Below are 19,645 nucleotides of genomic sequence, written 5' to 3'. Positions count from 1 at the left end.
GGCCGCGACATCGACCACCGCACCCACAGAACAGTCGTCCACATCACGATCGAAGCCTTGCCAAGCCCACCAGACGGCTAACCGAACGGCATTGGCCCTAGGCGGTCCTGACCGACAGGTTGACCTCGATGTTGCCGCGCGTGGCACGGGAGTAGGGGCACATCTGGTGAGCGGCCTCGACCAGCTCCTCGGCCTTGGCCTGCTCCAGGCCGGGGATGGTGACGGTGAGGTCCACGGCGATGTCCAGGCCCTCCTCGGACTTGCCGAGTGTGACCTGGGCGTCGACCGACGAACCCTCGACGTCGGCCTTGGCCTGCCGTGCGACGCCCTTGAGCGCGCCGTGGAAGCAGGCGCCGTAACCGATGGCGAAGAGCTGCTCGGGGTTGGTGCCGAGTCCGTCGTCGCCGCCCACGCCCTTGGGCACGGACAGGTCGACCGCGAGGCGGCCGTCGTCGGTCTTGCCACTGCCCTTGCGGCCCTCGCCGGTGACGGTGGCCTTGGTCGTGTACATGGCCTTGTATGCCATTGATGCCTCTCTCTCGGCTCCGCTCGCGCGGAGCCCGTGGTGGGGTTCTACCGGTGCGGGGGTCGGGTTCCGGTCGCGTCGGCGGTGTCGCACGGGGCACGCCTGCGCGCGGCGGTCTCCACCGAGAGCGTGAGCCGCCCGAGTGCGTCCCGCAGGTCCCGTGCCGCGGTGGCGGTCAGGTCCGTGGCGCAGACCAGCTGGCCGGGGATGTCCGTCGCCCGCTCCCGCAGGTCCAGGCCCGCGGCGGTGGCGGTGACGCGGACGACGCGCTCGTCGCTGGTGCTGCGCTCCCGGATCACGAGGCCCGAGGCCTCCAGTCGGCGCAGCAGAGGGGAGAGCGTGCCCGAGTCCAGGTGCAGGGCGCGGCTGAGCTCCTTGACCGTGAGCGTTCCGCGTTCCCACAGGACGAGCATCACCAGGTACTGGGGGTAGGTGAGTCCCAGCTCCCCCAGCAGCTCCCGGTACAGCCCGGTCAGGGCCCGGGAGGCGGTGTAGAGGGAGAAGCACAGCTGGTTGTCCAACGTGAGGGGGTCGCCCTCGTCGGGATCTGCCACGGTGTTTCCCTCCTGCCTCGCGGAAGACCCGCCTTCGCGAGCTCCGGTGGCACTACCGTAACAGGATTCAGTTGTGCGCAACATGGTTGCATGCAATTTTTTGGGCGGAAGAGTGCCCGCGCCCCTGCCCGGGCGCGGGCACCACCGTGTCACAGGAAGCGGACCCCCTGGGCCAGAGGCAGCTCACCGCCGTGGTTCACGGTGTTGGTCGCCCTGCGCATGTACGCCTTCCAGGAGTCCGACCCCGACTCGCGCCCGCCGCCCGTGTCCTTCTCGCCGCCGAAGGCGCCGCCGATCTCCGCGCCCGAGGTGCCGATGTTGACGTTGACGATCCCGCAGTCCGAGCCCCCCGCTGCCAGGAACCGCTCGGCCTCGGCCTGGTCCTGGGTGAAGATCGCCGAGGACAGCCCCTGGGGCACCCCGTTGTGCAGCTCCACCGCCTCCTCCAGCGTGCGGTAGGTCAGCACGTACAGGATCGGTGCGAAGGTCTCCTCCCGCACCACCTCGGTCTGTCCCGGCATACGGACCACCGCGGGCTCCACGTAGTAGGCGTCCGCGGCCGCCTCCTCCCACCTGCGGGCACCGCCCACCAGTACGTCACCGCCGTCGGCCCGCGCCCGCTCCAGCGCGGCCAGCATCGCCGCGTGTGCGCGCTCGCCGACCAGCGGGCCCACCAGGGTCGACTCCCCGAACGGGTCCCCGATCCGGTCGCGCAGCTGCTTGTAGGCGTCCACGATCCGCCGGGCGACCTCGTCGGCCACGTCCTCATGCACGATGAGCCGGCGCAGGCTCGTGCAGCGCTGCCCCGCCGTCCCTGCTGCGGCGAACACGCTCCCGCGCACCACCAGGTCCAGGTCCGCGGACGGGGCGACCACGGCCGCGTTGTTGCCTCCCAGCTCCAGGAGGTAGCGGCCCATCCGGGCGGCCACACGCGGAGCGACGGCACGACCCATCTGCGTCGAACCGGTCGCCGACAGCAGTGCCACCCTGCGGTCCTCCACCAGGGCCCCGCCGACCTCGCGGCCCCCCAGGACCAGCCGGTGGACGTCGGCGGGAGCTCCGACGTCCTGCGCCGCCCGCATGAGGAGCCCGTGGCAGGCGAGCGCGGTGAGGGAGGTCAGCTCCGAGGGCTTCCACACCACCGTGTCCCCGCACACCAGCGCCACACACGTGTTCCACGACCACACGGCCACCGGGAAGTTGAACGCCGTGATCACGCCGACCACGCCCAGGGGGTGCCAGGTCTCCATGAGCCGGTGACCGGGCCGCTCGGAGGGCATGGTGCGGCCGTACAGCTGCCGGGACAGGCCCACCGCCAGGTCGCAGATGTCGATCATCTCCTGGACCTCGCCCAAGGCCTCGGAGTGGATCTTGCCCGCCTCGATGGTCACCAGCGCCGCCAGGTCCTCCTTGTGCTCGCGCAGGAGCTCACCGAACCGGTGGACGAGCCGCCCCCGCACGGGCGCGGGGGTGTCCCGCCATGCGGAGGTGAAGGTGTCGTGGGCGGCGGTGACGGCACGCTCGGCGGAGGCGGCGGTATCGAACTCGACGGGGAAGAGGATCTGCCCGGTGATCGGCGTCCTCGCCACCCCGGCGGCCCCGATCGGCTCGCGCAGCCGACCGACGCCGCACCGTCCCAGAGCGGTCCTCGCGCGCTCGGCGAGGTGCTCGGTGTCGGGGAGGGCGGAAGTGTCCATGTGTTTCTCTCTCCGTTGAGAGGGGCCTGCGGTCACTACACACCCTGCCAAGTCCGAGCCGCCCGGTCCAGCCCCCGCGTCTCGTTCCGGGACGCGCCGCACTCCCTTGCCACAGCGGGGTTTGGGCGACGTTAGACTCGGCTGGCTCCACCACCACGATCCCCACGGACGACAGTCCGACCTATCGACAGACAGCGACTCCGTGTACCACGACACCACGCCCGAAGAGGACCGCGCCGGACTCCCCGTTCCCCGCCGCATCCTCGCCCGTTCCGGTTTCGGCGCCGCCGAACCCCTGTTCAGCGCGGACCTGCGCGCGGCCACCAGCCTCACGCAGGTCCGCGAGACGGTCTCCGCACACGCCTCACGGCTGTGGACCGAAGCCACCCGCACCGACGTCGACGGCCCCGACGACCGCCCCCCGTACTGGGCCCGCCTGGTCCTCGCCGCCCGTCTGCGCACCTGGAAGCCGCAGTTCGCGCTGTCCGGCGCCGAGCGCGCGGACCTGCTGCACCTGTTGGAGACCGGTTCGCGCGGGATCACCGACCTCGACTTCCCCCCGGGTGACCGGTGGATCCGGATCGTGGCGACCGGCTTCGACCCCTTCCGGCTGGACGAGGACCCCGGATGCTCCAACCCGTCCGGGGCCGCGGCCCTGGACCTCAACGGGTGGACCTTCCCCGTGGGCGAGCGCACCGCCGTGGTGCGCACAGCCGTGTTCCCTGTGCGGTGGGCGGACTTCGACGCCGGACTGGTGGAGGAGGCCCTGGCCCCCCAGCACGGGCGCGCCGACGCGGTGGTCACCCTCAGCCGGGGTCGACCGGGACGGTTCGACCTGGAGGAGTGGAACGGGGTCTGGCGCGGAGGCGGTCCGGACAACGTCCACGAGGTCCGTACCGGCCGGGCGCCGGTCCCCGGTACCGACGCCCCGGAGTGGACGCGCTCGTCGCTCCCCGGCGCACGGATCATCGAGGCGACCGCGGGGAGCCCCTACCCGGTGGTCGTGAACACCGGGGTGACAGAGGTCCCCGCCGGAGACGACGAGCAGAGGGAGCGGCGGGACGGCCCCAGCGCGGGGTCCTCGGCACGGCGCGGCGGCGGTGGGAACTACCTGTCCAACGAGATCGCCTACCGCAACGCCCTGCTCCGGGACCGCTCCGGCTGGGATGTTCCGGCAGGGCACGTCCACCTGCCCAAGGTGGCCGGCCCCGAGGAGAACGCCGCGGTCCTGGCCCAGGTCCGCGCGATCGTGCGGGCTGTGGCCGAGGCCGCGGGGACGCCTCCCCCGGTGGCCTGAGGGACTCGGGTGGCCGGTCGGCGGGACCACGGGATCCCGTTTCCCCGCGCCGGGCCCCGAAAGTGCATCGAAAAGGCCAAGGAACTACCCAGAGTATCCAAGTAATCGCTCTGAGTTCCCATCTTGGTCGGACGCTCCGATATGGTCCCCTCGTGGCTGTCACCTCACTGCGACGAAATCTCTCTGTCAGCGCCGCCCTGGGCCTACTTCTGGTGCCGGGCTGCCAAGCCGCGGACCAGCAACTCCCGTACGCGGAGGCGGTCCGCACCCCGGTCGACGAGATGCCCGGTCTGGAGGCGGAGACCCTGTCGGTGACCACTGACCACAGCGTGGTGAGTTACCGGTATCCGCTGATGGGCGGCGCGCCCGCTCTCATGACCGAACTCCGCACCTCCATGGCCGAGCGCCAGACCGCCTTCCTGGAGGACCTTCCCGAGAGGGGGACCCCGGAGCTGCACCAGGACGTGGCAGTCCTGGCCGCCTCCCCCGACGTCCTCGGGGTACGGCTCACCGCTGCCACCTCGGCGGGGACACGCGACACCTTCGACGCGCGAAGCCTGTGGTACGACGTGGCCGGGAAGAGCGTTCTTCCCTGGACCTCGCTCTTCCGTGACGAGGCCTCCATCGAACAGGCGCACCTGGAGGTCGCCGGGATCCTGGAGGACGAGTACCACCTCCCGGTCCAGGAGATGCCGGGCCTGGTCGGCGAGGTCGCCGCCCGGGCGCGGGCGGCGGAGGACGGGGGGGACGGAACCGACACCGACACCGCCGCCGCCGCCGACGGCGCCGCGTCCTCCGGAGCCGGGGAGACCCGGGCTGAACCGCACGGCGGTCGGGACGGCGCCGGCGGGCCGCTGGACCTGACCGACCCGGACCAGGCGCTGGAGGCGGCCGAGCGTTGGGCGGGCTCCCCGCTCGAGGACCTGGCGTTCAGCACCGCGGGAGGCCTGGCCGTCCGTATGGAGGCGGCCGACGTGCCGAGCGCGGGCCGCGTCGACGAGGTGATGCTACCGGTCGAGCCGGAGAACTCCGAGAACCTGCTGTCCGAGCTGGGCTTCCACGCCCGCGAGGCCGCTCTGGGCGCCCACGCCGCCGACGAGGAGTTCCCGTTGGGCGGCGGGTTGAGCGACGACGCCGGCGCCCTGGACTGCGAACGGCTCAAGTGTGTGGCCCTGACCTTCGACGACGGTCCGGGCGAGCACACCGACGAGCTCCTGGACATGCTGGCCGAGTACGACGCCAGCGCCACCTTCTACGTCCTGGGCTCCCTGGTCGACGAGTTCCCCGAACCCGTGGCGCGCATGGCCGCGGAGGGGCACGAACTCGGCAACCACACCTGGAAGCACGACGACCTCGCGGGCCTGTCGGCCGAGGCGGTCAAGAGCGACATCGAGCGGACCAACCAGGCCGTGCACGACGTGATCGGCTCGGACCCGCCGACCATCCGGCCGCCCTACGGTTCGCTCAACGGGAGGGTGCGCGAGACGGTCGAGCAGCCGCTCATCCTGTGGGACGTGGACACCCTGGACTGGCAGAGCCGCGACACCGACGCGATCAGCGAGCACGCCCTGACCAACGCCGTGCCCGGCAGCGTCGTTCTGTTCCACGACATCCACCGGACGTCGGTGCAGGCCATCCCCGACGTACTGGCGGGGCTGCACCGGGAGGGCTACCACTTCGTGACGGTCACCGACATCTTCGGCGACGAGGAGCTCGCCCCGGGCAGGGTGTACACCGACGCCCAGCCCATCGGCCCCAACGGCGAGGGCGGGGACGGCGACGAGGACCGGGAGGAGTGACCTCGCAGTTCACGGCACCGGTGCCGGCGTGGCGCCCCGGCCCCGACGGGGAGGGAAGCCCACGGTTCCATTCCCGCGAGGGGAGGACGAGCGCTTTCTCACTCTGAGCGGATTCGGTTTTCTTTCGGCTAAACCTCTGGATACCTTTCAATGTGTGAACGTAACGCGATTGATACAAACCGTTTCCGCTGGCGCTGTTTCCGGCCTGCTGCTCGTCTCCGTGCTTCCGTCCACGGCGGCCGCGGCCGCCGCGCCCGCCACGGGAGCGGCCCCGACGACCGTGGAGAGGGACGACACCGCGGCCAAGCTCCGGGGTGAGGCCAGGGCGCAGGGCTGCGAAGAGGTCAAGTGCATCGCCCTGACCTTCGACGACGGTCCGGGCGAGTACACCGACGAGCTCCTGGACACCCTGGAGGAGAAGGACGCCCTCGCCACCTTCTACGTCCTCGGTTCCAAGGTGGAGGGCAACCCCGAGGCACTGGAGCGGATGCGCGACGGGGGCCACGAGATCGGCAACCACTCCTGGAAGCACGACGACCTCGCCGGACTGTCCGCCGGTGAGATCGAGAAGGACATGGACCGCACCGACGACGCCGTCCGTGAGGTGACCGGCGAGGACCCGCAGAGCATGCGTCCCCCCTACGGGTCGCTCGACGACACCGTGCGCGACACGGTCGACCAGCCCATGGTCCTGTGGGACGTGGACACCCTGGACTGGCAGAGCCGCGACTCCGACGCAGTCACCGAGAAGACCCTCGACAACGCCGCCCCCGGCAGCGTGGTCCTGTTCCACGACATCCACGAGAGCACCGTGGACGCCATCCCCGACGTCCTGGAGGGGCTCGCGGAGGACGGCTACCACTTCGTCACGGTCAACGACCTGTTCGGCGAGGACGAGATGGAACCGGGCAACGCCTACAGCGACGCCCGGTCCCGCTGAGCCTGCGGGCTCGGTTCACAGGAGCCTGCGGAGCAGCTTCTCCTTGGCCTCCGTGATGGGCGCGTAGGCGACCTTCATGGTGTCCATGAACAGCGACTTGTCGAGCACCGACTTGGTGTGCGAGAACGTGTCGAGGGACGCCGTCGAGTGGTAGGCGCCCATACCGCTGTCCCCCACACCGCCGAAGGGCAGGCCGGGGACGGCCAGGTGCGCGATGGGCAGGCCGAAGGCCAGGCCGCCCGAGGAGGTCTCGGTGGTCAGGCGGCGCTTGGTCTGGTCCGACGCCGTGAACCCGTACAGCGCCAGCGGTTTGTCCCGTTCGTTGACGAAGGCGATCGCGGCGTCCAGGTCCGGTACCCGGATGACCGGCAGGATCGGCCCGAAGATCTCCTCCGCCATCACCGGGTCCTCCGGGGAGACGTCACCCAGCACCGTGGGCGCGATGTAGAGCCGGCCCCGGTCGCGGCCTCCCCCGGCCGTCACCGTCCCGCTCTCCACCAGGGCTGACAACCGGTCGAAGTGGCGCTCGTTGACGATGCGCCCGTAGTCGGCGCTCTGAGCGGGGTCGTCGCCGAACATCTCCGTGATGGCGGCCGCCAGCTCCCTCTGCAGCGGTTCGGCGGTGTCCCCGATGGCGAGCACGTAGTCGGGGGCCACGCAGGTCTGGCCCGCGTTGGTGAACTTGCCCCACACCAGGCGCCGGGCCGTCACCGCCAGGTCCACGCCGGGCTCGACCACGGCCGGGCTCTTACCGCCCAGTTCCAGGGTGACGGGGGTCAGGTACTTGACGGCCGCCGCCAGGACGATGCGGGCCACCGCGCCGTTGCCCGTGTAGAAGATGTGCTCGAAGCGCTCCTCCAGCAGAGCGGTGCTCTCGGGGATACCGCCCTCCACCACCGCGATCGCCTCGCTGTCCAGATAGCGGGGCACCAGGTCCGCCAGGGCCGCCGAGGTGGCCGGGGAGAGTTCACTGGGCTTGACCAGCGCCGCGTTGCCCGCCGCGATCGCACCGACCAGCGGCGCCAGTGACAGGTTCACCGGGTAGTTCCACGGCGACACGATCAGCACGGTACCGAGCGGCTCGCGGACCTTCCGCGCCTTCGCCGGGGCCAGCGCCACCGGTACCGGCACGCGCTGCGGGCGCAGCCACGAGGCCAGGTGCCTGAGCGTGTGGTCGATCTCGTTGACCACGAAGCTGATCTCGGTGGTGTACGCCTCCACCGGGCTCTTGCCGAGGTCGGTGTGGAGGGCCTTCTCCAGGGTGGGGCGCTCCTCGGTGAGCATGCGCCGCAGCGCGCGCAGCTGGGCGCGCCGCCACGCGATCGGCTTGGTGCGCCCCGAGGCGAAGGCCGAGCGCAGCCCGGCCACGATCGGCGGGATGTCGGTGGTCAGGGTGAACGGTTCGCTGGGGGGATCGGTTCTCGTCATGAACCGATGGTAAACGAAAGTGTTTCGTTTCCAACAGTGTCCTCGCGTAGGATTCCGGTATGAGCACCGACCATCTGCCCGACGCCTCCCGCTCCCCCCACCGGGGACGACCGCGGGACGCCACCCGGGACCGCGCGCTGATGGACGCCACCCTCGCCGAACTCCAGGCCAACGGCTACGGCGGACTCACCACGGCCGCCGTCGCCAAACGCGCCGGCGTCTCCACCGCCACCCTCTACCGGCGCTGGCGGTCCAAGGAGGACCTGGTCGTCGGCGCCGCCCGCGCCTGGGCCGAGGAACTGGGCCCCGACCGCGACACGGGCAGCCTGCGCTCGGACCTGGGCGCCCTCCTCCACGACAAGGCCGCCGCCCTGGACGGGCCCTCAGGCCGTCTCCTGCGCGCGGTCCTGGGCGAGGCCGCCCACAACCAGGCCCTGGCCGACGTGCTCATGGACCAGTTCGTCATGCCCCTCCAGCACCGCGTCGGCGCGGTACTGGACCGGGCAGCCGAACGCGGGGAGATTCCCCCGGTGGAGGACGCCCTCGTGGTGGGGGAGATGGTCATCGGGCCGATGGTCAGCCACACCTTCCTCATCCCCCACACTCCCGGCTCCCGCCCCGGTGCGGACATGGCGGAGCGGCTGCTCCCCTACCTGTTGAGGGCCCTGGGGGCGACCGCCGCACCCGTGGAGGCCGCCACCCGACACCGGTGAGGGGAGCCCCGGTACCGCAGGCCCCTGCCGACCGCCCGCGTTCTCGGCCCGGCCCGCGCGCTCAGAAGGGGTAGCGTGCCGGGTCGGCCTGCATCGTCACCCACTGCGTCTCGGTGAACGCCTCCAGGTTGGCGCGGGTGCCGCCGAAGCGGGAGCCCGTACCCGAGTCCCCCACCCCGCCGAACGGGGCGACGGCCTCGTCGTCCACGGTCTGGTCGTTGATGTGCACGATGCCGCTGGGCACCCGGTCGGCGATCTCCATACCGCGCATCGGGTTGCTGGTCAGCACACCCAGGGACAGGCCGTACGCGGTCGAGTTGGCGAGCTCCACCAGTTCGTCGACCGAGGAGAAGCGCACGACCGGGGCGACCGGTCCGAACACCTCCTGCGCGTAGGCGGGGGTGTGCGCCTCCACCCGGTCCAGGACGGTGGGCCGGTAGAACAGCCCCTCGTAGGTGCCGCCCGCGCGCAGTTCGGCGCCCGAGTCCACGCTGCCCGTGACGAGCGCGTGGATCTTGTCGCGCTGCCCGGCGTCGATGACCGGGCCGAGCGCGGAACCGTCGGCCTCGGCGTTGCCGACGGTCAGCGCGTCGGCCCTGGCCGCCAACCGGTCCACGTAGGCGTCGGCGACGGACTCGTGCACCAGGTGGCGGCCGGTGGTCATACAGATCTGCCCCTGGTGGAGGAACGAACCCCAGGCCCCGATCGAGGCGGCCGCGTCCACGTCCACGTCGTCCAGGACCACCAGCGGCGAGTTCCCTCCCAGCTCCAGGTGGGCGCGCTTGAGGTGGCGCCCGGCCGCCTCGCCGACCCTGCGGCCGGCGGCGGTGGAGCCGGTGAAGGAGATGACGCGCACGTGCGGGTCGGCGACCAGGGCCTCCCCCGCGGCGACCCCGCCGGGCAGCACCTGGAACACGCCCTCGGGGACGCCCGCCCTGCGAAAGACCTCGGCCATGACGGCGCCTCCGCAGATCGCGGTGCGGGGGTCGGGCTTGAGGATGACCGCGTTGCCCACGGCCAGGGCCGGGGCGACCGAGCGGATGCCCAGGATCAGGGGCACGTTGAACGGTGCGATCACGCCGACCACCCCGACCGGGACCTGGCGGGAGAAGCTCAGCCGCGGCTTGCCGGTGCGCAGGATCTCGCCGTGCGGTTGGGAGGCCAGTGCGGCGGCCTCGAAGCACTCCCCCGCCGCCACGTGCACCTGGAAACCCGCCATCCCGGCCGCCGCCCCGCCCTCGCGGCGCAGCCAGCCCATGATCTCCTCGGCTTCGGCCTCCAGCAGGTCACCGGCTCGGCGCAGGACGGCGGCCCGCTCCTCGAAGGACGCGGCGGCCCACCCCCTCTGGGCGCGGGCCGCACGCGCGGCGGCGTCGTGGACGTCGTCGGCGTCGGCGATGCCGGTGCGTCCCAGCACGTCCCCGGTGGACGGAGAGACCACGGGGGCGTCACCGCCTCTGGCGGGTGTCCACGCCCCGGTGAAGATGGCGGAGGTGTAGTCCTCGGAGGCGATCAGGGTCACGGTGTGTCTCCTTCGACGGTTGCGACGGTTGCGACGGTGTGGGCGGGCTTTCGCGTGTGCGACGCGGATCGGTTGCGGTACTCGGGTCAGCGCGCGGCGGCCCGGCTGCCGGCCGGGGCGTCCGTGCGGCCGGCACCCCTCTTGGCCTGCTGGATCTCGGCGTAGACGCGAGCGCGCAGTTCGGTGAAGCGCTCGTCCTGGCGGGTGGTGAGCTGGTCGCGCTCGGCCGGGAGGTCGACGGTGATGTCGTCCTGCACCACGGTCGGCGAGGAGGAGAGCACCAGGACCCGTTCGCCCAGGTAGACGGCTTCGTCGATGTCGTGGGTGACGAAGAGGACGGTGACGCCCAGGCGCTTCCAGATCTCGCGGATGAGGTCTTCCAGGTCCGCGCGGGTCTGCGCGTCGACGGCGGCGAACGGCTCGTCCATGAGCAGGACCTTGGGCTCGTAGGCGATGGCGCGGGCGATGGCCACGCGCTGCTGCATGCCGCCGGAGAGCTGCCAGGGGTAGGCGTCGGCGAAGTCCGTCAGCCCCACCGCCTCCAGGGACTCGCGGACGAGTTCGGCGCGCCTCTCCTTGGAGAGCTTCTTCTCCTTCAGGGGCAGTTCGACGTTGGCTCGCACGTTCATCCACGCGAAGAGGCTGCGCCCGTACTCCTGGAAGACCACGGCCATGTCGGGCGGCGGGGCGGTGACGGGCCGGTCGTCGAGCTCGACGGTGCCGCTGGTGGGCGGCATGAGCCCGGCGATGCACTTGAGCAGGGTGGTCTTGCCGCACCCGGAGGGGCCGACGAGGCAGACCAGTTCGCCCTCGCCGAGTTCGAAGGTGAGGTCGCGGACGGCCTCGACGGCGCCGGCACCCCCGTTGTAGATCTTCTGGAGGCCGGTGACCTTGAGCATGGTGGGACGTTCTCCCTCGTGGTTCGTCGTGGTCGTGGTCGGGTGCGCCGCGCTGCCCATGGGCTCACTCTCCCCTGTTCGCGGCGCGCAGACCCCGGTACCAGCCCAGGACACGGCCCTCGGCGAGCTCGAACAGGGCCGACAGGGCGAAACCGATCAGACCGAGCAGGACCATGCCCGCCCACATCTCGGGGATGGCGAAGGTCCGCTGGAACTGGACGATGGCGAAGCCCAGCCCGCTGGAGCTGGCGAACATCTCGCTGATGACCATGAGGATGATCGCCAGGGCCAGGGCCAGACGCAGCCCGGCCATGATCTGCGGGCTGGCCGAGCGCAGGACCAGGACCCGCAGCCGGGTGGTGCCGGTGATGCCGTAGCAGCGGGCGGTGTCGGCCAGGACCGGGTCGACGGCGCGGACGCCCTCCACGGTGTTGAGCAGGACGGGCCACACGCAACCGGAGATGATCACCATGACCTTCATGGAGTCGTCGATACCGGCGAGCAGGATCATCAGCGGCACCAGGACGGGCGGCGGGATGGCGCGCAGGAACTCCAGGACGGGTTCGAGGAGGGCCCGGGTACGTGAGGACAGGCCCAGCAGGACACCCAGGCCGACACCGATGACCGCCGCGACGGTGAAACCGGTGAGCAGGCGGGCGATGCTCGGGAGCACGTCGACGAAGAAGCGCTCGGAGAACCACAGCTCGACGAAGGCGGCGGCGATGAGGTCGGGGGTGGGCGTGTAGTAGCTGTCCGAGGTGGCGCTGGCGTAGGCGTAGACCCCGATGAGCAGGACGGGGAGGAGGAGCACGTGCAGGGTGCGCACGCTCAGCCGTCCCAGGGTGGCGCCGGCCGCACCGCGGCGGCGCGGTCGCGCGCTCGGGGCGGGGGCCTGGGCCCCTGCGGCGGTGCCGTTGTCGTCGGACCCTACGGTCCGGGTGTGCCGGCTCATGCGGTGGTCTCCCCGCGGACGGACGTATGCCAGCGCAGGACACGGCGCTCCAGTGCGCGCACCCCGGTGTTGATCAGGACTCCGAGGCCGCCGGTGGCGACGATCAGAGCGTAGACCGAGGCGACGGCGCCACTGGACTGGGCGACGGCGATCTCGCGGCCGATGCCCGGGGAGCCGATGATGAGCTGGGCGGTGATGGACAGGATGAGTGCGACGGCGGCGGCGAGGCGCAGACCCGTCATCAGGTAGGGAAGCGTGGTCGGCCACACGACGTGGCGGACGCGGGCCAGGCGGCCGAGCCCGTAGGAGCGCGCGGTCTGTTCCGCGACGGGGTCGACGTCGGCCACTCCGTACAGCACCTGGATGTAGATGAGCCAGAAGCAGGCGTAGACGACCAGGAGCAGGGTGGAGCGGATGTCGGTGCCGTACATGAGTACGGCGAGCGGGATGAGCGCGACCGAGGGGATGGGGCGCAGGAAGTCCACCGTGGAGTTGGTGAAGGCGCGCACCCGGGGCAGTGCTCCCAGGGTGAAGCCGAGTACGACGGCTGCGACGAAGGCGATGGCCAGCCCCAGGGCCCACCCGGCGAGCGTGTCGCCGACGGCCGTCCAGAAGGCGGGCGTGGTGGCGCGTTCGGCCAGGGCGACGAGGACTTCGGAGGCGGGAGGCAGGTAGCGGTCGGAGACCACTCCCAGGCGTGGCACGGCCTCCCACAGGGCGAGGAACGCCACGATGCCCAAGGCGCCGAGGAGTGGTGTGCCTGGGACCGTGCGGGCGGTCCCGCGCGGGCGTGTGCCCCCGCCCGCGGGGGCCGCGGGCGTGTGGTGCGCCGGGCTTGCGGTGGTGTCGGTCATCTGATGAACGTGTCCAGGTCGGGTGCGGAGTCGATCAGGCCGTCGGTGACCATGAGGTCGGCGATGGTGTCCAGGGCGCCGCGGTCGATCTCGGGGCGAAAGCGCGGCCAGCGCAGTTCGTCGACGACGGCCGCGTCGATCTCGGTGAACTCGGTGAGGATGCCGGCGGTCTCCTCGGGGTTGTCCTGGGCGTGGACCAGGGAGGCGTTCATGGCCTCGGTGAAGGCGTCGACCGTCTCGGGGTCGGAGGCGATGAGTTCGTCGCTGGTGAAGTAGGTGGCGATGGACAGCTCGGGGTCGAGTTCGACGAAGTTGGCGGCGATGGGGGTGGCCCCCTGCCGCATGGCGATGGTGAGGAAGGGCTCGACGACCCATGCGGCGTCGATCTGCTCGGTCTCCATGGCGCCGACCATGTCGGGGAAGGCGAGTTCGACGAAGTCGACGCCGGTGGGGTCGCCGCCGTCGAGGCGGACGGAGTGGCGTACGGAGGTGTCGCCGATGTTTTGGAGGTTGTCGATGGCGACGGTGGCGTCCTCCAGGTCGGCGGGGCTCTCGATGGCGCTGCCGGCGGGGACGACCAGGGCGCTGTAGTCGGTGTCGGCGTCCCCGGTGGTGGTCATGCCGTTGGCGACCACGGTCAGCGGCAGGCCCTGCTCACGGGCGATGATGAGGGAGACGACGTTGCCGAAGGCGAAGTCGAGTTCGCCGCTGACGACGCGGGGGACGGTGGTGGCGCCTCCTCCCCCGGTCTCGATGGTGACGTCCAGGCCCTGTTCCTCGAACAGGCCCTGCTCGACGCCGAGGTAGAGGGGCGCGACCGCGGTGATGGGCAGGACCCCGACGCTGACGGGCGTGAGTCCGCCCTCGTCGGCCGCCTCGCCCTCACCGGTGCCGCAGGCGGTGGCGGTGAGGGCGAGCGCGGCGCCGGCGGCGAGGAGCCCGTAGGTGGTGGAGCGCCGGGAGCGGGTGCCGGAGGTGGTTCTTGTCGCGGTCATGGTGCGGTGGCTCCTGAAGGGGCGGTGGGGGGCGGTGTCGGACACGCCGGGGGGGCGGTGGGCGTGTCCGGCGCCGCGGGCGTGGACCCCGGGGCTGAGGGGATCCCGTGTGCCGGGTACGGGCCCGGGGTCAGGGGTAGAGCGCGTCGAGGTCGGGCTCGGCGTCGAGGAGTCCGTCCTCGACCATGAGGTCGGCGAGGACCTGCACGGAATCGCGGTTGGTCTCGGCGGGGAAACGGGGCAGGACCATCTGGTCGATGACGGCCTGGTCGATCTCCGTGTAGGTGGAGATGATCCGGCGGACCTCGTCGGGGTTGTCCTCGGCGTAGGCGAAGGACTCCTCCAGGGCCGAGGTGATGTCCCCGAAGAGCTCGGGCTCCTCGGCCATGCGCTGTTCGGAGGCGAAGTAGGCGGCGACCGACAGCTCGGGGTGCGTGTCCACGAAGTTGGAGGCGATCTCACGGTGTCCGGCCTCGCGGATGATCGAGGCGAAGGGTTCCACGGCCCAGACCGCGTCGATCTGGCCGGTCTCCAGGGCTGCGGGCATGTCGGGGAAGGGGAGTTCGACGAACTCGACCTCGGCGGGGTCTCCCCCGGCCTCGCGTACGGACTGGCGGACGGTGGTGTCGCCGATGTTGTTGAGGTTGTTGGCGGCGACCGTGAGCCCTTCCAGGTCGGCGACGTCCTCGACGGGGCTGTCGTCGAGGACGAAGACGCCACCGAAGTCCGCGCCCTGTTCACCGGTGGTGGTGACCCCGTTGGTGAGGACGACCAGGGGCAGGCCCTGGTCGCGGGCGACGATGAGGGAGACGGTGTTGCTGAAGGCGAGGTCGAACTCGCCGCTGATGACGCCGGGCACGATGGCGGCGCCACCGGACCCGGACTCCAGCCGCAGGTCGATGCCGCGCTCCTCGAAGAACCCCTGGTCGACGCCCAGGTAGACGGGGGCCACGTCGACGATGGGGATGACCCCGGCCGTGAGGGTGGTGAGGCCCCCGGAGTCGGCGTCGGTACCGCCGCACGCGGTGGCGGCCAGTAGTGCGGCTCCTGCGATGAGGACGGCCGGCTTACGGCGCATCGGTGCTCCAACCGCGTCGGGGTGGGCGCCGACGCCCACCGTTGTACGTTTTGCGAACACTTGTTCTTTCTGCGAACTTAGGTGATTCAGCCCACTGGGTCAAGATGTGATGCGAGCACATTTCGACACCATGAACGCCGGGTGATGGGATGACCATGCCTGGTCAGGGCATCCCAGGGCCCGCATCGCCGACTGGACGTGGCCTCGCTAAGCTCGTTTAATGTTCGTCATGTGAATGAACGTCCGCATTGAGAACATCCAAGCCGCCTGGGTGGGACGCCCACCGGACGAGGGGACACCTGCATGCGCACACGCGTCGGCATCATCGGAGCGGGGCCCTCCGGCCTCCTGCTCTCCCACCTGCTGCACCTGTCCGGTATCGAGTCGGTGGTGCTGGAGACCCGGGACCGCGACTACGTCGAGGCACGCCAGCGCGCGGGCGTGGTGGAGCACGGCGTCGCCCAGCTCCTGCGCCGCAACGGCCTCGGCGACCGCATGGACCGTGAGGGCATCACCCACCACGGCATCGAACTGCGCTTCGACGGCCGCTCCCACCGCGTGGACTTCTCCGACCTGTGCGGGCGCACCGTGGAGATCTGGGCACAGACCGAGATCGTCAAGGACCTGACCGCCAGGCGCCTGGCGGACGGGGGCCGGATCCTCTTCGGCGCCCGGGCCACCGCGATCGAGGGGATCGAGACCGACAGCCCCCGCGTGCGCTTCACCCACGACGGCGAGGAGCAGCTGCTGGAGTGCGACTACGTGGCGGCCTGCGACGGTTTCCACGGGATCGGGCGGCGCAGCCTGCCCGAGGACGTCGTCCGTACCTTCGACCGGCTCTACCCCTTCAGCTGGCTGGGTGTGCTGGCCGACGTGCCGCCCTCGTGCGAGGAACTGGTCTACGCCCGCCACGAGCGGGGCTTCGCCCTGCACAGCATGCGCTCGGAGGAGGTGAGCCGCCTCTACCTCCAGGTACCCAACGGCACCGACCCCGACGACTGGTCGCAGGAGCGGGTGTGGGAGGAACTGTCCGAGCGCATGGCCGTCCCCGGCTGGGAACTGCGGCGCGGGCCGCTCACCTCCAAGAGCCTGACCCCCATGCGCAGCTTCGTCACCGAGCCGATGAGCCACGGGCGCCTCTACCTGGCCGGGGACTCGGCGCACATCGTGCCGCCCACCGGGGCCAAGGGCCTGAACCTGGCCCTGAACGACGTGGCACTGCTGGCGGAGGCCCTGCGCACCTGGTACACGCGCGGCGAGGCGGGGGCCCTGGCGGACTACTCGGCCACGGCCCTGCGCCGGGTGTGGCGGGCCGAGCACTTCTCCTACTGGATGACCACGCTGCTGCACACCTCGGGCGACGCCTTCGACCACCGCCTCCAGCTCTCCCACCTGGAGTACCTGGCGTCCTCACGGGCCGCCTCGACCCAGCTGGCGGAGAACTACACCGGCATCCCCCGCGTGTGAGGCCGGACGGGCGGTCTCCCGGCCCGGATCCCGTGGTCCGGATCAGGACGGGATCCGGACCACGGAGACCGTGGCACCCGGAATGACCGGGTGACTCATCCTCCGACAGGGGTTGTCCGGATGTCAACATCCCGCCATCGGGGTCGGCCCGTGCCCCGCGCAGGCCCCGCCCCGGCGGACATACCCGTACACTCGACGCGGCGTCAGGGGCGAGTCCGAGGGCGGATCCGGGAGGAAACGGCATGCGCAGGGCGCAGCGGCGCGGTTTGGCCCACGAGGCGGCCGACCGCATCCGCGAATCCATCTTCGAGGGCCAGGTCCCACCCGGCGCGGCCCTGCGCGAGGTCGAGCTGGCCTCCTCGCTGGACGTGAGCCGGGGGTCGGTCCGCGAGGGCCTGGCCATCCTGGAACGGGAGGGCCTGGTCCACAGCGAGTGGCACCGCGGCGCCCGGGTGATCGAGCTGAGCCCCGACGACGTGGACGAGGTCTACACGGTCCGCGCGGCGCTGGAACGCCTGGCCACCCGCACGGCGGCCACCCGCGCCACCCCCGAACGCCTCGCGGAGCTCTCGGGCGTGGTGGGTGCGATGGAGCGGGCCCTGGCCGCCGGCGCGGAGGGCCCCGCCCTGCTCTCCCTGGACATGGCCTTCCACGACCGTGTCTACGACACCGCCGGGAACAGCCGGCTGACCAAGGCCTGGCACGGGGTGCGATCGCAGGTGTTCCTGTTCCAGCTGACCCGCATACGGCTGGGCCACGCCCAGTACCGCTCGGCGGTGGTCGACGAGCACCGCGACCTGGTGCGGATGCTCGCGGGCGGGGACACTCCGGCGCTGGGCGACGCGGCCGCAGAACACGTGGACTCGGCGCGCCGGGCGCTCGCGCACATGCTGGGCGGCCCCCTTCCGGCGACGGGCGCCGTGCGGACGACTCCGCGGGCCTCCACCGCGCCCGCAACCCCTTCCGAGGGCCCGGACCGGGCCACGGGTAGGCCGACCGCGCACTGACACGCGGTCCCCTCCTACCCGGGGCGGTCGCCTGTTCGGCGCTCTCCCCGCGCCTGGCGGCCCACCCCCGGGTGGCGAAGATCCGCAGGAGCCGATCCACCGCGGCCTCCCCCGGCTCAGGGCGCCCCGGGCACGCCCGCCGGGAGGCGGCGGCCCGGGGCGGGGACGCACCGGCCGCGCCGTCCCCTCGCGCACGGCGGCGCGGCCGGTGACCGGATCAGCCGAAGACGACGTCGGAGCAGTTGTAGAACGCTTCGGGGCTGTCCGAGCGCTCCCACACCACGTACACGATGTGCTGCCCCTGCCGCTCGGGCAGGTCGACGTCCCAGTAGTACTCAGCGCCCTGGACCCCGCCCTGGCGCAGCGGCGGGTCGGTCACCTCGTCGACGAGTTCCAGATCCGCCCAGGTGAGCGCGGAGCCGGGGTCCCAGCCCGCCTCGGTGACGTAGGTGAAGAAGGTGCCGGGGTGCTGGGCCCACGCGTTGTGGTGGAACTCGACCGTCCCACCGGAGGGCAGGCCGGTGGTCGGCCAGTCGGTGCGGGCGGCGTTGAACGCCGAGAAGGCGGGTGTGGGCCCGCACAGCTCGCCGTCGGCCACGACCTCCTGGTGGCGACCGTCCGCGTCGCTGATGAGGTTGCCGAACCAGTTCCAGAACGGGTACGAGCCGCCCTCGGCCAGGGCGTCGGCACAGGCGGGGTTGGTGGGCTCGACGTTGCCGCCCGCGCCGCCCTCCAGGCCGTCGACGTAGCACGCGTAGGTGCGGCTGGCGGGGTAGGTGAACGCGCCGTGGGCGGCGGCGGGCTGCGGGGCGAGCGACACGGCCAGCGCACCGGCGAGGGTGCCGGCCGCGGCGATCGCGCCCACCTTGGTCACAGTCTTCACGGGGGGTCTTCCTTTCCGTCTGCGGGCCTGTCCGTCCGATGGTGCGGCGGTTCCCCGCCCTGCCCGTTCCGGGTGGGCCGGCGGGGCTCCGGCAGGGCGATCACGTCCATCCCTTTTCGTGGTTTCGAGGTAGTACATGCCAAGGAATCGGTTGTGTCGCCGTATCCGGTCGGGGACAGTTCGGGATTTTTGTGAGCCCCATGGGTGATCCCTCGTTTTGGGAACGCTCCCATGGCCTCGCACGGTGCAAGTTAACAGGAACGACACAGGCTCACAACGGGTCCCGGCGAAGAATTTTCGCCGTCCGGATCGGATCGAACACGGTGAGCGATCGGCCTGCGGGCGCCCCCGCGCGCTCTTCCCGCTCCCGACATGCGAAGATCTCCGCATCGCCCCGCGGAGCCGGCTCGACTCGGGGACGACGGCGTGTGCCCTCAAGGCGCAAAGGACAGTGTGTTCGCACCTTCAGGACAGTATTCGGAACCGCGTCCCATGGCGTCCCACCGGTCCGGGAGCCAGCGGCCTCGACCCGGGGCGGGCCGCGGGGACCCCGGAGGGCACGGCCTAGGATCCGCCCCGGGACAGCTCGGCGGTGGCCGCCGTCTGCGCCTCCGCCGCCGCCGACAGGTATCCGGCGATGAGGGCGAGCTGTTCGGTGTCGTAGCGGGCGTTGACCTCGCCGAGGCCGCGCAGCAGCCCGGCGAAAGCCTCGGCCATGCGCGCGGGCAGGTCGGGGGCCACGGTGACGACCACGCGGCGCCGGTCCTGTTCGTCCCTGGTGCGCCGCACGAACCCGTGGCGCTCCAGCCGGTCCACGACCCCGGTCACGGAAGCGGGCGCCAGACCGGAGTGGCGCACGAGCTCACCCGCCGTACAGGGACCGTGGCGGTCGAGCAGGTCCAGGGTCTTCCAGTCGCTGGGGCCGATACCCAGCCTCTCCCCCACGGCCGTGTGGAACATGACCGCCGCGGCGCTGAGCCTTCGCCCGGCGTCGGACACCTCCCGCAGCGCCTGTTCCCTGTCCTGTCCCATGC

The 19,645-nt window shown here is 71.5% G+C and carries 18 protein-coding genes; 6 read left to right on the top strand and 12 right to left on the bottom strand.

Annotation, left to right across the window (positions count from 1 at the left end; genetic code table 11):
• Positions 1 to 97: 97 nt before the first annotated feature.
• The 3 genes from ACFWTE_RS04320 to ACFWTE_RS04310 form a co-directional block, all read right to left on the bottom strand.
• Positions 98 to 526 (bottom strand): organic hydroperoxide resistance protein, encoded by a 429-nt coding sequence (locus ACFWTE_RS04320; RefSeq protein WP_378777889.1) that lies wholly within the window; start codon positions 524 to 526, stop codon positions 98 to 100.
• A 47-nt stretch (positions 527 to 573) separates the two neighbouring features.
• Positions 574 to 1,080, bottom strand: coding sequence for a MarR family winged helix-turn-helix transcriptional regulator (locus ACFWTE_RS04315; protein WP_378777888.1), 507 nt, complete (start codon positions 1,078 to 1,080; stop codon positions 574 to 576).
• Positions 1,081 to 1,229: 149 nt separating this feature from the next.
• The gene (locus ACFWTE_RS04310) at positions 1,230 to 2,777 is read right to left on the bottom strand and encodes an aldehyde dehydrogenase family protein (RefSeq protein WP_378777887.1); all 1,548 of its coding nucleotides are present in this window, start codon (positions 2,775 to 2,777) and stop codon (positions 1,230 to 1,232) included.
• 202 nt (positions 2,778 to 2,979) lie between these two features.
• Here ACFWTE_RS04310 and ACFWTE_RS04305 point away from each other — a divergent pair, with 202 nt between their 5' ends.
• The 3 genes from ACFWTE_RS04305 (at position 2,980) to ACFWTE_RS04295 (ending at position 6,813) form a co-directional block, all read left to right on the top strand.
• Positions 2,980 to 4,074, top strand: a complete 1,095-nt coding sequence (locus tag ACFWTE_RS04305; RefSeq protein WP_378777886.1) for a pyroglutamyl peptidase — start codon at positions 2,980 to 2,982, stop codon at positions 4,072 to 4,074.
• A 152-nt stretch (positions 4,075 to 4,226) separates the two neighbouring features.
• Positions 4,227 to 5,873: a polysaccharide deacetylase family protein gene (locus tag ACFWTE_RS04300; RefSeq protein WP_378777885.1), complete on the top strand. Its 1,647-nt coding sequence runs from the start codon at positions 4,227 to 4,229 to the stop codon at positions 5,871 to 5,873.
• A gap of 154 nt (positions 5,874 to 6,027) precedes the next feature.
• Positions 6,028 to 6,813, top strand: a complete 786-nt coding sequence (locus tag ACFWTE_RS04295; RefSeq protein WP_378777884.1) for a polysaccharide deacetylase family protein — start codon at positions 6,028 to 6,030, stop codon at positions 6,811 to 6,813.
• 15 nt (positions 6,814 to 6,828) lie between these two features.
• On the opposite strand, the gene ACFWTE_RS04290 is transcribed toward ACFWTE_RS04295, so the two are convergent.
• Positions 6,829 to 8,241 carry an aldehyde dehydrogenase family protein gene (locus ACFWTE_RS04290; RefSeq protein ID WP_378777883.1) on the bottom strand — a complete coding sequence of 471 codons (1,413 nt, stop codon included), beginning with the start codon at positions 8,239 to 8,241 and terminating at the stop codon, positions 6,829 to 6,831.
• A 59-nt stretch (positions 8,242 to 8,300) separates the two neighbouring features.
• Between ACFWTE_RS04290 and ACFWTE_RS04285 the strand changes: the two genes are divergently transcribed.
• A complete protein-coding gene (locus ACFWTE_RS04285; RefSeq protein WP_378777882.1) occupies positions 8,301 to 8,954 on the top strand; it encodes a TetR/AcrR family transcriptional regulator in 654 nt (217 codons plus the stop codon).
• 61 nt (positions 8,955 to 9,015) lie between these two features.
• Here ACFWTE_RS04285 and ACFWTE_RS04280 read toward each other — a convergent pair whose 3' ends face one another.
• The 6 genes from ACFWTE_RS04280 to ACFWTE_RS04255 form a co-directional block, all read right to left on the bottom strand.
• Entirely contained in the window at positions 9,016 to 10,476 is a 1,461-nt protein-coding gene (locus ACFWTE_RS04280; protein ID WP_378777881.1) for an aldehyde dehydrogenase family protein, read from the bottom strand.
• 86 nt (positions 10,477 to 10,562) lie between these two features.
• Positions 10,563 to 11,375, bottom strand: a complete 813-nt coding sequence (locus ACFWTE_RS04275) for an ABC transporter ATP-binding protein (RefSeq protein ID WP_378777895.1) — start codon at positions 11,373 to 11,375, stop codon at positions 10,563 to 10,565.
• A 64-nt stretch (positions 11,376 to 11,439) separates the two neighbouring features.
• A complete protein-coding gene (locus ACFWTE_RS04270) occupies positions 11,440 to 12,327 on the bottom strand; it encodes an ABC transporter permease (protein ID WP_378777880.1) in 888 nt (295 codons plus the stop codon).
• A complete protein-coding gene (locus tag ACFWTE_RS04265) occupies positions 12,324 to 13,181 on the bottom strand; it encodes an ABC transporter permease (protein ID WP_378777879.1) in 858 nt (285 codons plus the stop codon). The genes ACFWTE_RS04270 and ACFWTE_RS04265 overlap by 4 nt, the downstream gene beginning before the upstream one ends.
• Positions 13,178 to 14,176 carry an ABC transporter substrate-binding protein gene (locus ACFWTE_RS04260; protein WP_378777878.1) on the bottom strand — a complete coding sequence of 333 codons (999 nt, stop codon included), beginning with the start codon at positions 14,174 to 14,176 and terminating at the stop codon, positions 13,178 to 13,180. The genes ACFWTE_RS04265 and ACFWTE_RS04260 overlap by 4 nt, the downstream gene beginning before the upstream one ends.
• Before the next feature lie 130 nt (positions 14,177 to 14,306).
• Positions 14,307 to 15,254, bottom strand: coding sequence for an ABC transporter substrate-binding protein (locus tag ACFWTE_RS04255; protein ID WP_378777877.1), 948 nt, complete (start codon positions 15,252 to 15,254; stop codon positions 14,307 to 14,309).
• A gap of 303 nt (positions 15,255 to 15,557) precedes the next feature.
• Here ACFWTE_RS04255 and ACFWTE_RS04250 point away from each other — a divergent pair, with 303 nt between their 5' ends.
• Positions 15,558 to 16,721: a 4-hydroxybenzoate 3-monooxygenase gene (locus tag ACFWTE_RS04250; protein ID WP_378777876.1), complete on the top strand. Its 1,164-nt coding sequence runs from the start codon at positions 15,558 to 15,560 to the stop codon at positions 16,719 to 16,721.
• Between the two features lie 242 nt (positions 16,722 to 16,963).
• The gene (locus ACFWTE_RS04245; protein WP_378777875.1) at positions 16,964 to 17,728 is read left to right on the top strand and encodes a GntR family transcriptional regulator; all 765 of its coding nucleotides are present in this window, start codon (positions 16,964 to 16,966) and stop codon (positions 17,726 to 17,728) included.
• Positions 17,729 to 17,945: 217 nt separating this feature from the next.
• Here ACFWTE_RS04245 and ACFWTE_RS04240 read toward each other — a convergent pair whose 3' ends face one another.
• Both ACFWTE_RS04240 and ACFWTE_RS04235 read right to left on the bottom strand, forming a co-directional pair.
• Positions 17,946 to 18,611, bottom strand: coding sequence for a lytic polysaccharide monooxygenase (locus ACFWTE_RS04240; protein ID WP_378777874.1), 666 nt, complete (start codon positions 18,609 to 18,611; stop codon positions 17,946 to 17,948).
• Positions 18,612 to 19,175: 564 nt separating this feature from the next.
• Entirely contained in the window at positions 19,176 to 19,643 is a 468-nt protein-coding gene (locus tag ACFWTE_RS04235) for a MarR family winged helix-turn-helix transcriptional regulator (protein WP_378777873.1), read from the bottom strand.
• Positions 19,644 to 19,645: the final 2 nt, after the last annotated feature.

The sequence above is a fragment of the Nocardiopsis sp. NPDC058631 genome (assembly GCF_042716955.1).
Taxonomy (GTDB): Bacteria; Actinomycetota; Actinomycetes; order Streptosporangiales; family Streptosporangiaceae; genus Nocardiopsis.
This window is presented reverse-complemented; position numbering and strand designations above follow the sequence as displayed.

What these genes read in the sequence shown, in the direction of transcription:
- ACFWTE_RS04250 (WP_378777876.1), top strand. Translation starts at nt 15,558, where the DNA reads ATGCGCACACGCGTCGGCATCATCGGAGCGGGGCCCTCCGGCCTCCTG.
- ACFWTE_RS04275 (WP_378777895.1), bottom strand. Translation starts at nt 11,375, where the DNA reads ATGCTCAAGGTCACCGGCCTCCAGAAGATCTACAACGGGGGTGCCGGC.
- ACFWTE_RS04310 (WP_378777887.1), bottom strand. Translation starts at nt 2,777, where the DNA reads ATGGACACTTCCGCCCTCCCCGACACCGAGCACCTCGCCGAGCGCGCG.
- ACFWTE_RS04265 (WP_378777879.1), bottom strand. Translation starts at nt 13,181, where the DNA reads ATGACCGACACCACCGCAAGCCCGGCGCACCACACGCCCGCGGCCCCC.
- ACFWTE_RS04285 (WP_378777882.1), top strand. Translation starts at nt 8,301, where the DNA reads ATGAGCACCGACCATCTGCCCGACGCCTCCCGCTCCCCCCACCGGGGA.
- ACFWTE_RS04320 (WP_378777889.1), bottom strand. Translation starts at nt 526, where the DNA reads ATGGCATACAAGGCCATGTACACGACCAAGGCCACCGTCACCGGCGAG.
- ACFWTE_RS04245 (WP_378777875.1), top strand. Translation starts at nt 16,964, where the DNA reads ATGCGCAGGGCGCAGCGGCGCGGTTTGGCCCACGAGGCGGCCGACCGC.
- ACFWTE_RS04235 (WP_378777873.1), bottom strand. Translation starts at nt 19,643, where the DNA reads ATGGGACAGGACAGGGAACAGGCGCTGCGGGAGGTGTCCGACGCCGGG.
- ACFWTE_RS04260 (WP_378777878.1), bottom strand. Translation starts at nt 14,176, where the DNA reads ATGACCGCGACAAGAACCACCTCCGGCACCCGCTCCCGGCGCTCCACC.
- ACFWTE_RS04255 (WP_378777877.1), bottom strand. Translation starts at nt 15,254, where the DNA reads ATGCGCCGTAAGCCGGCCGTCCTCATCGCAGGAGCCGCACTACTGGCC.
- ACFWTE_RS04290 (WP_378777883.1), bottom strand. Translation starts at nt 8,241, where the DNA reads ATGACGAGAACCGATCCCCCCAGCGAACCGTTCACCCTGACCACCGAC.
- ACFWTE_RS04270 (WP_378777880.1), bottom strand. Translation starts at nt 12,327, where the DNA reads ATGAGCCGGCACACCCGGACCGTAGGGTCCGACGACAACGGCACCGCC.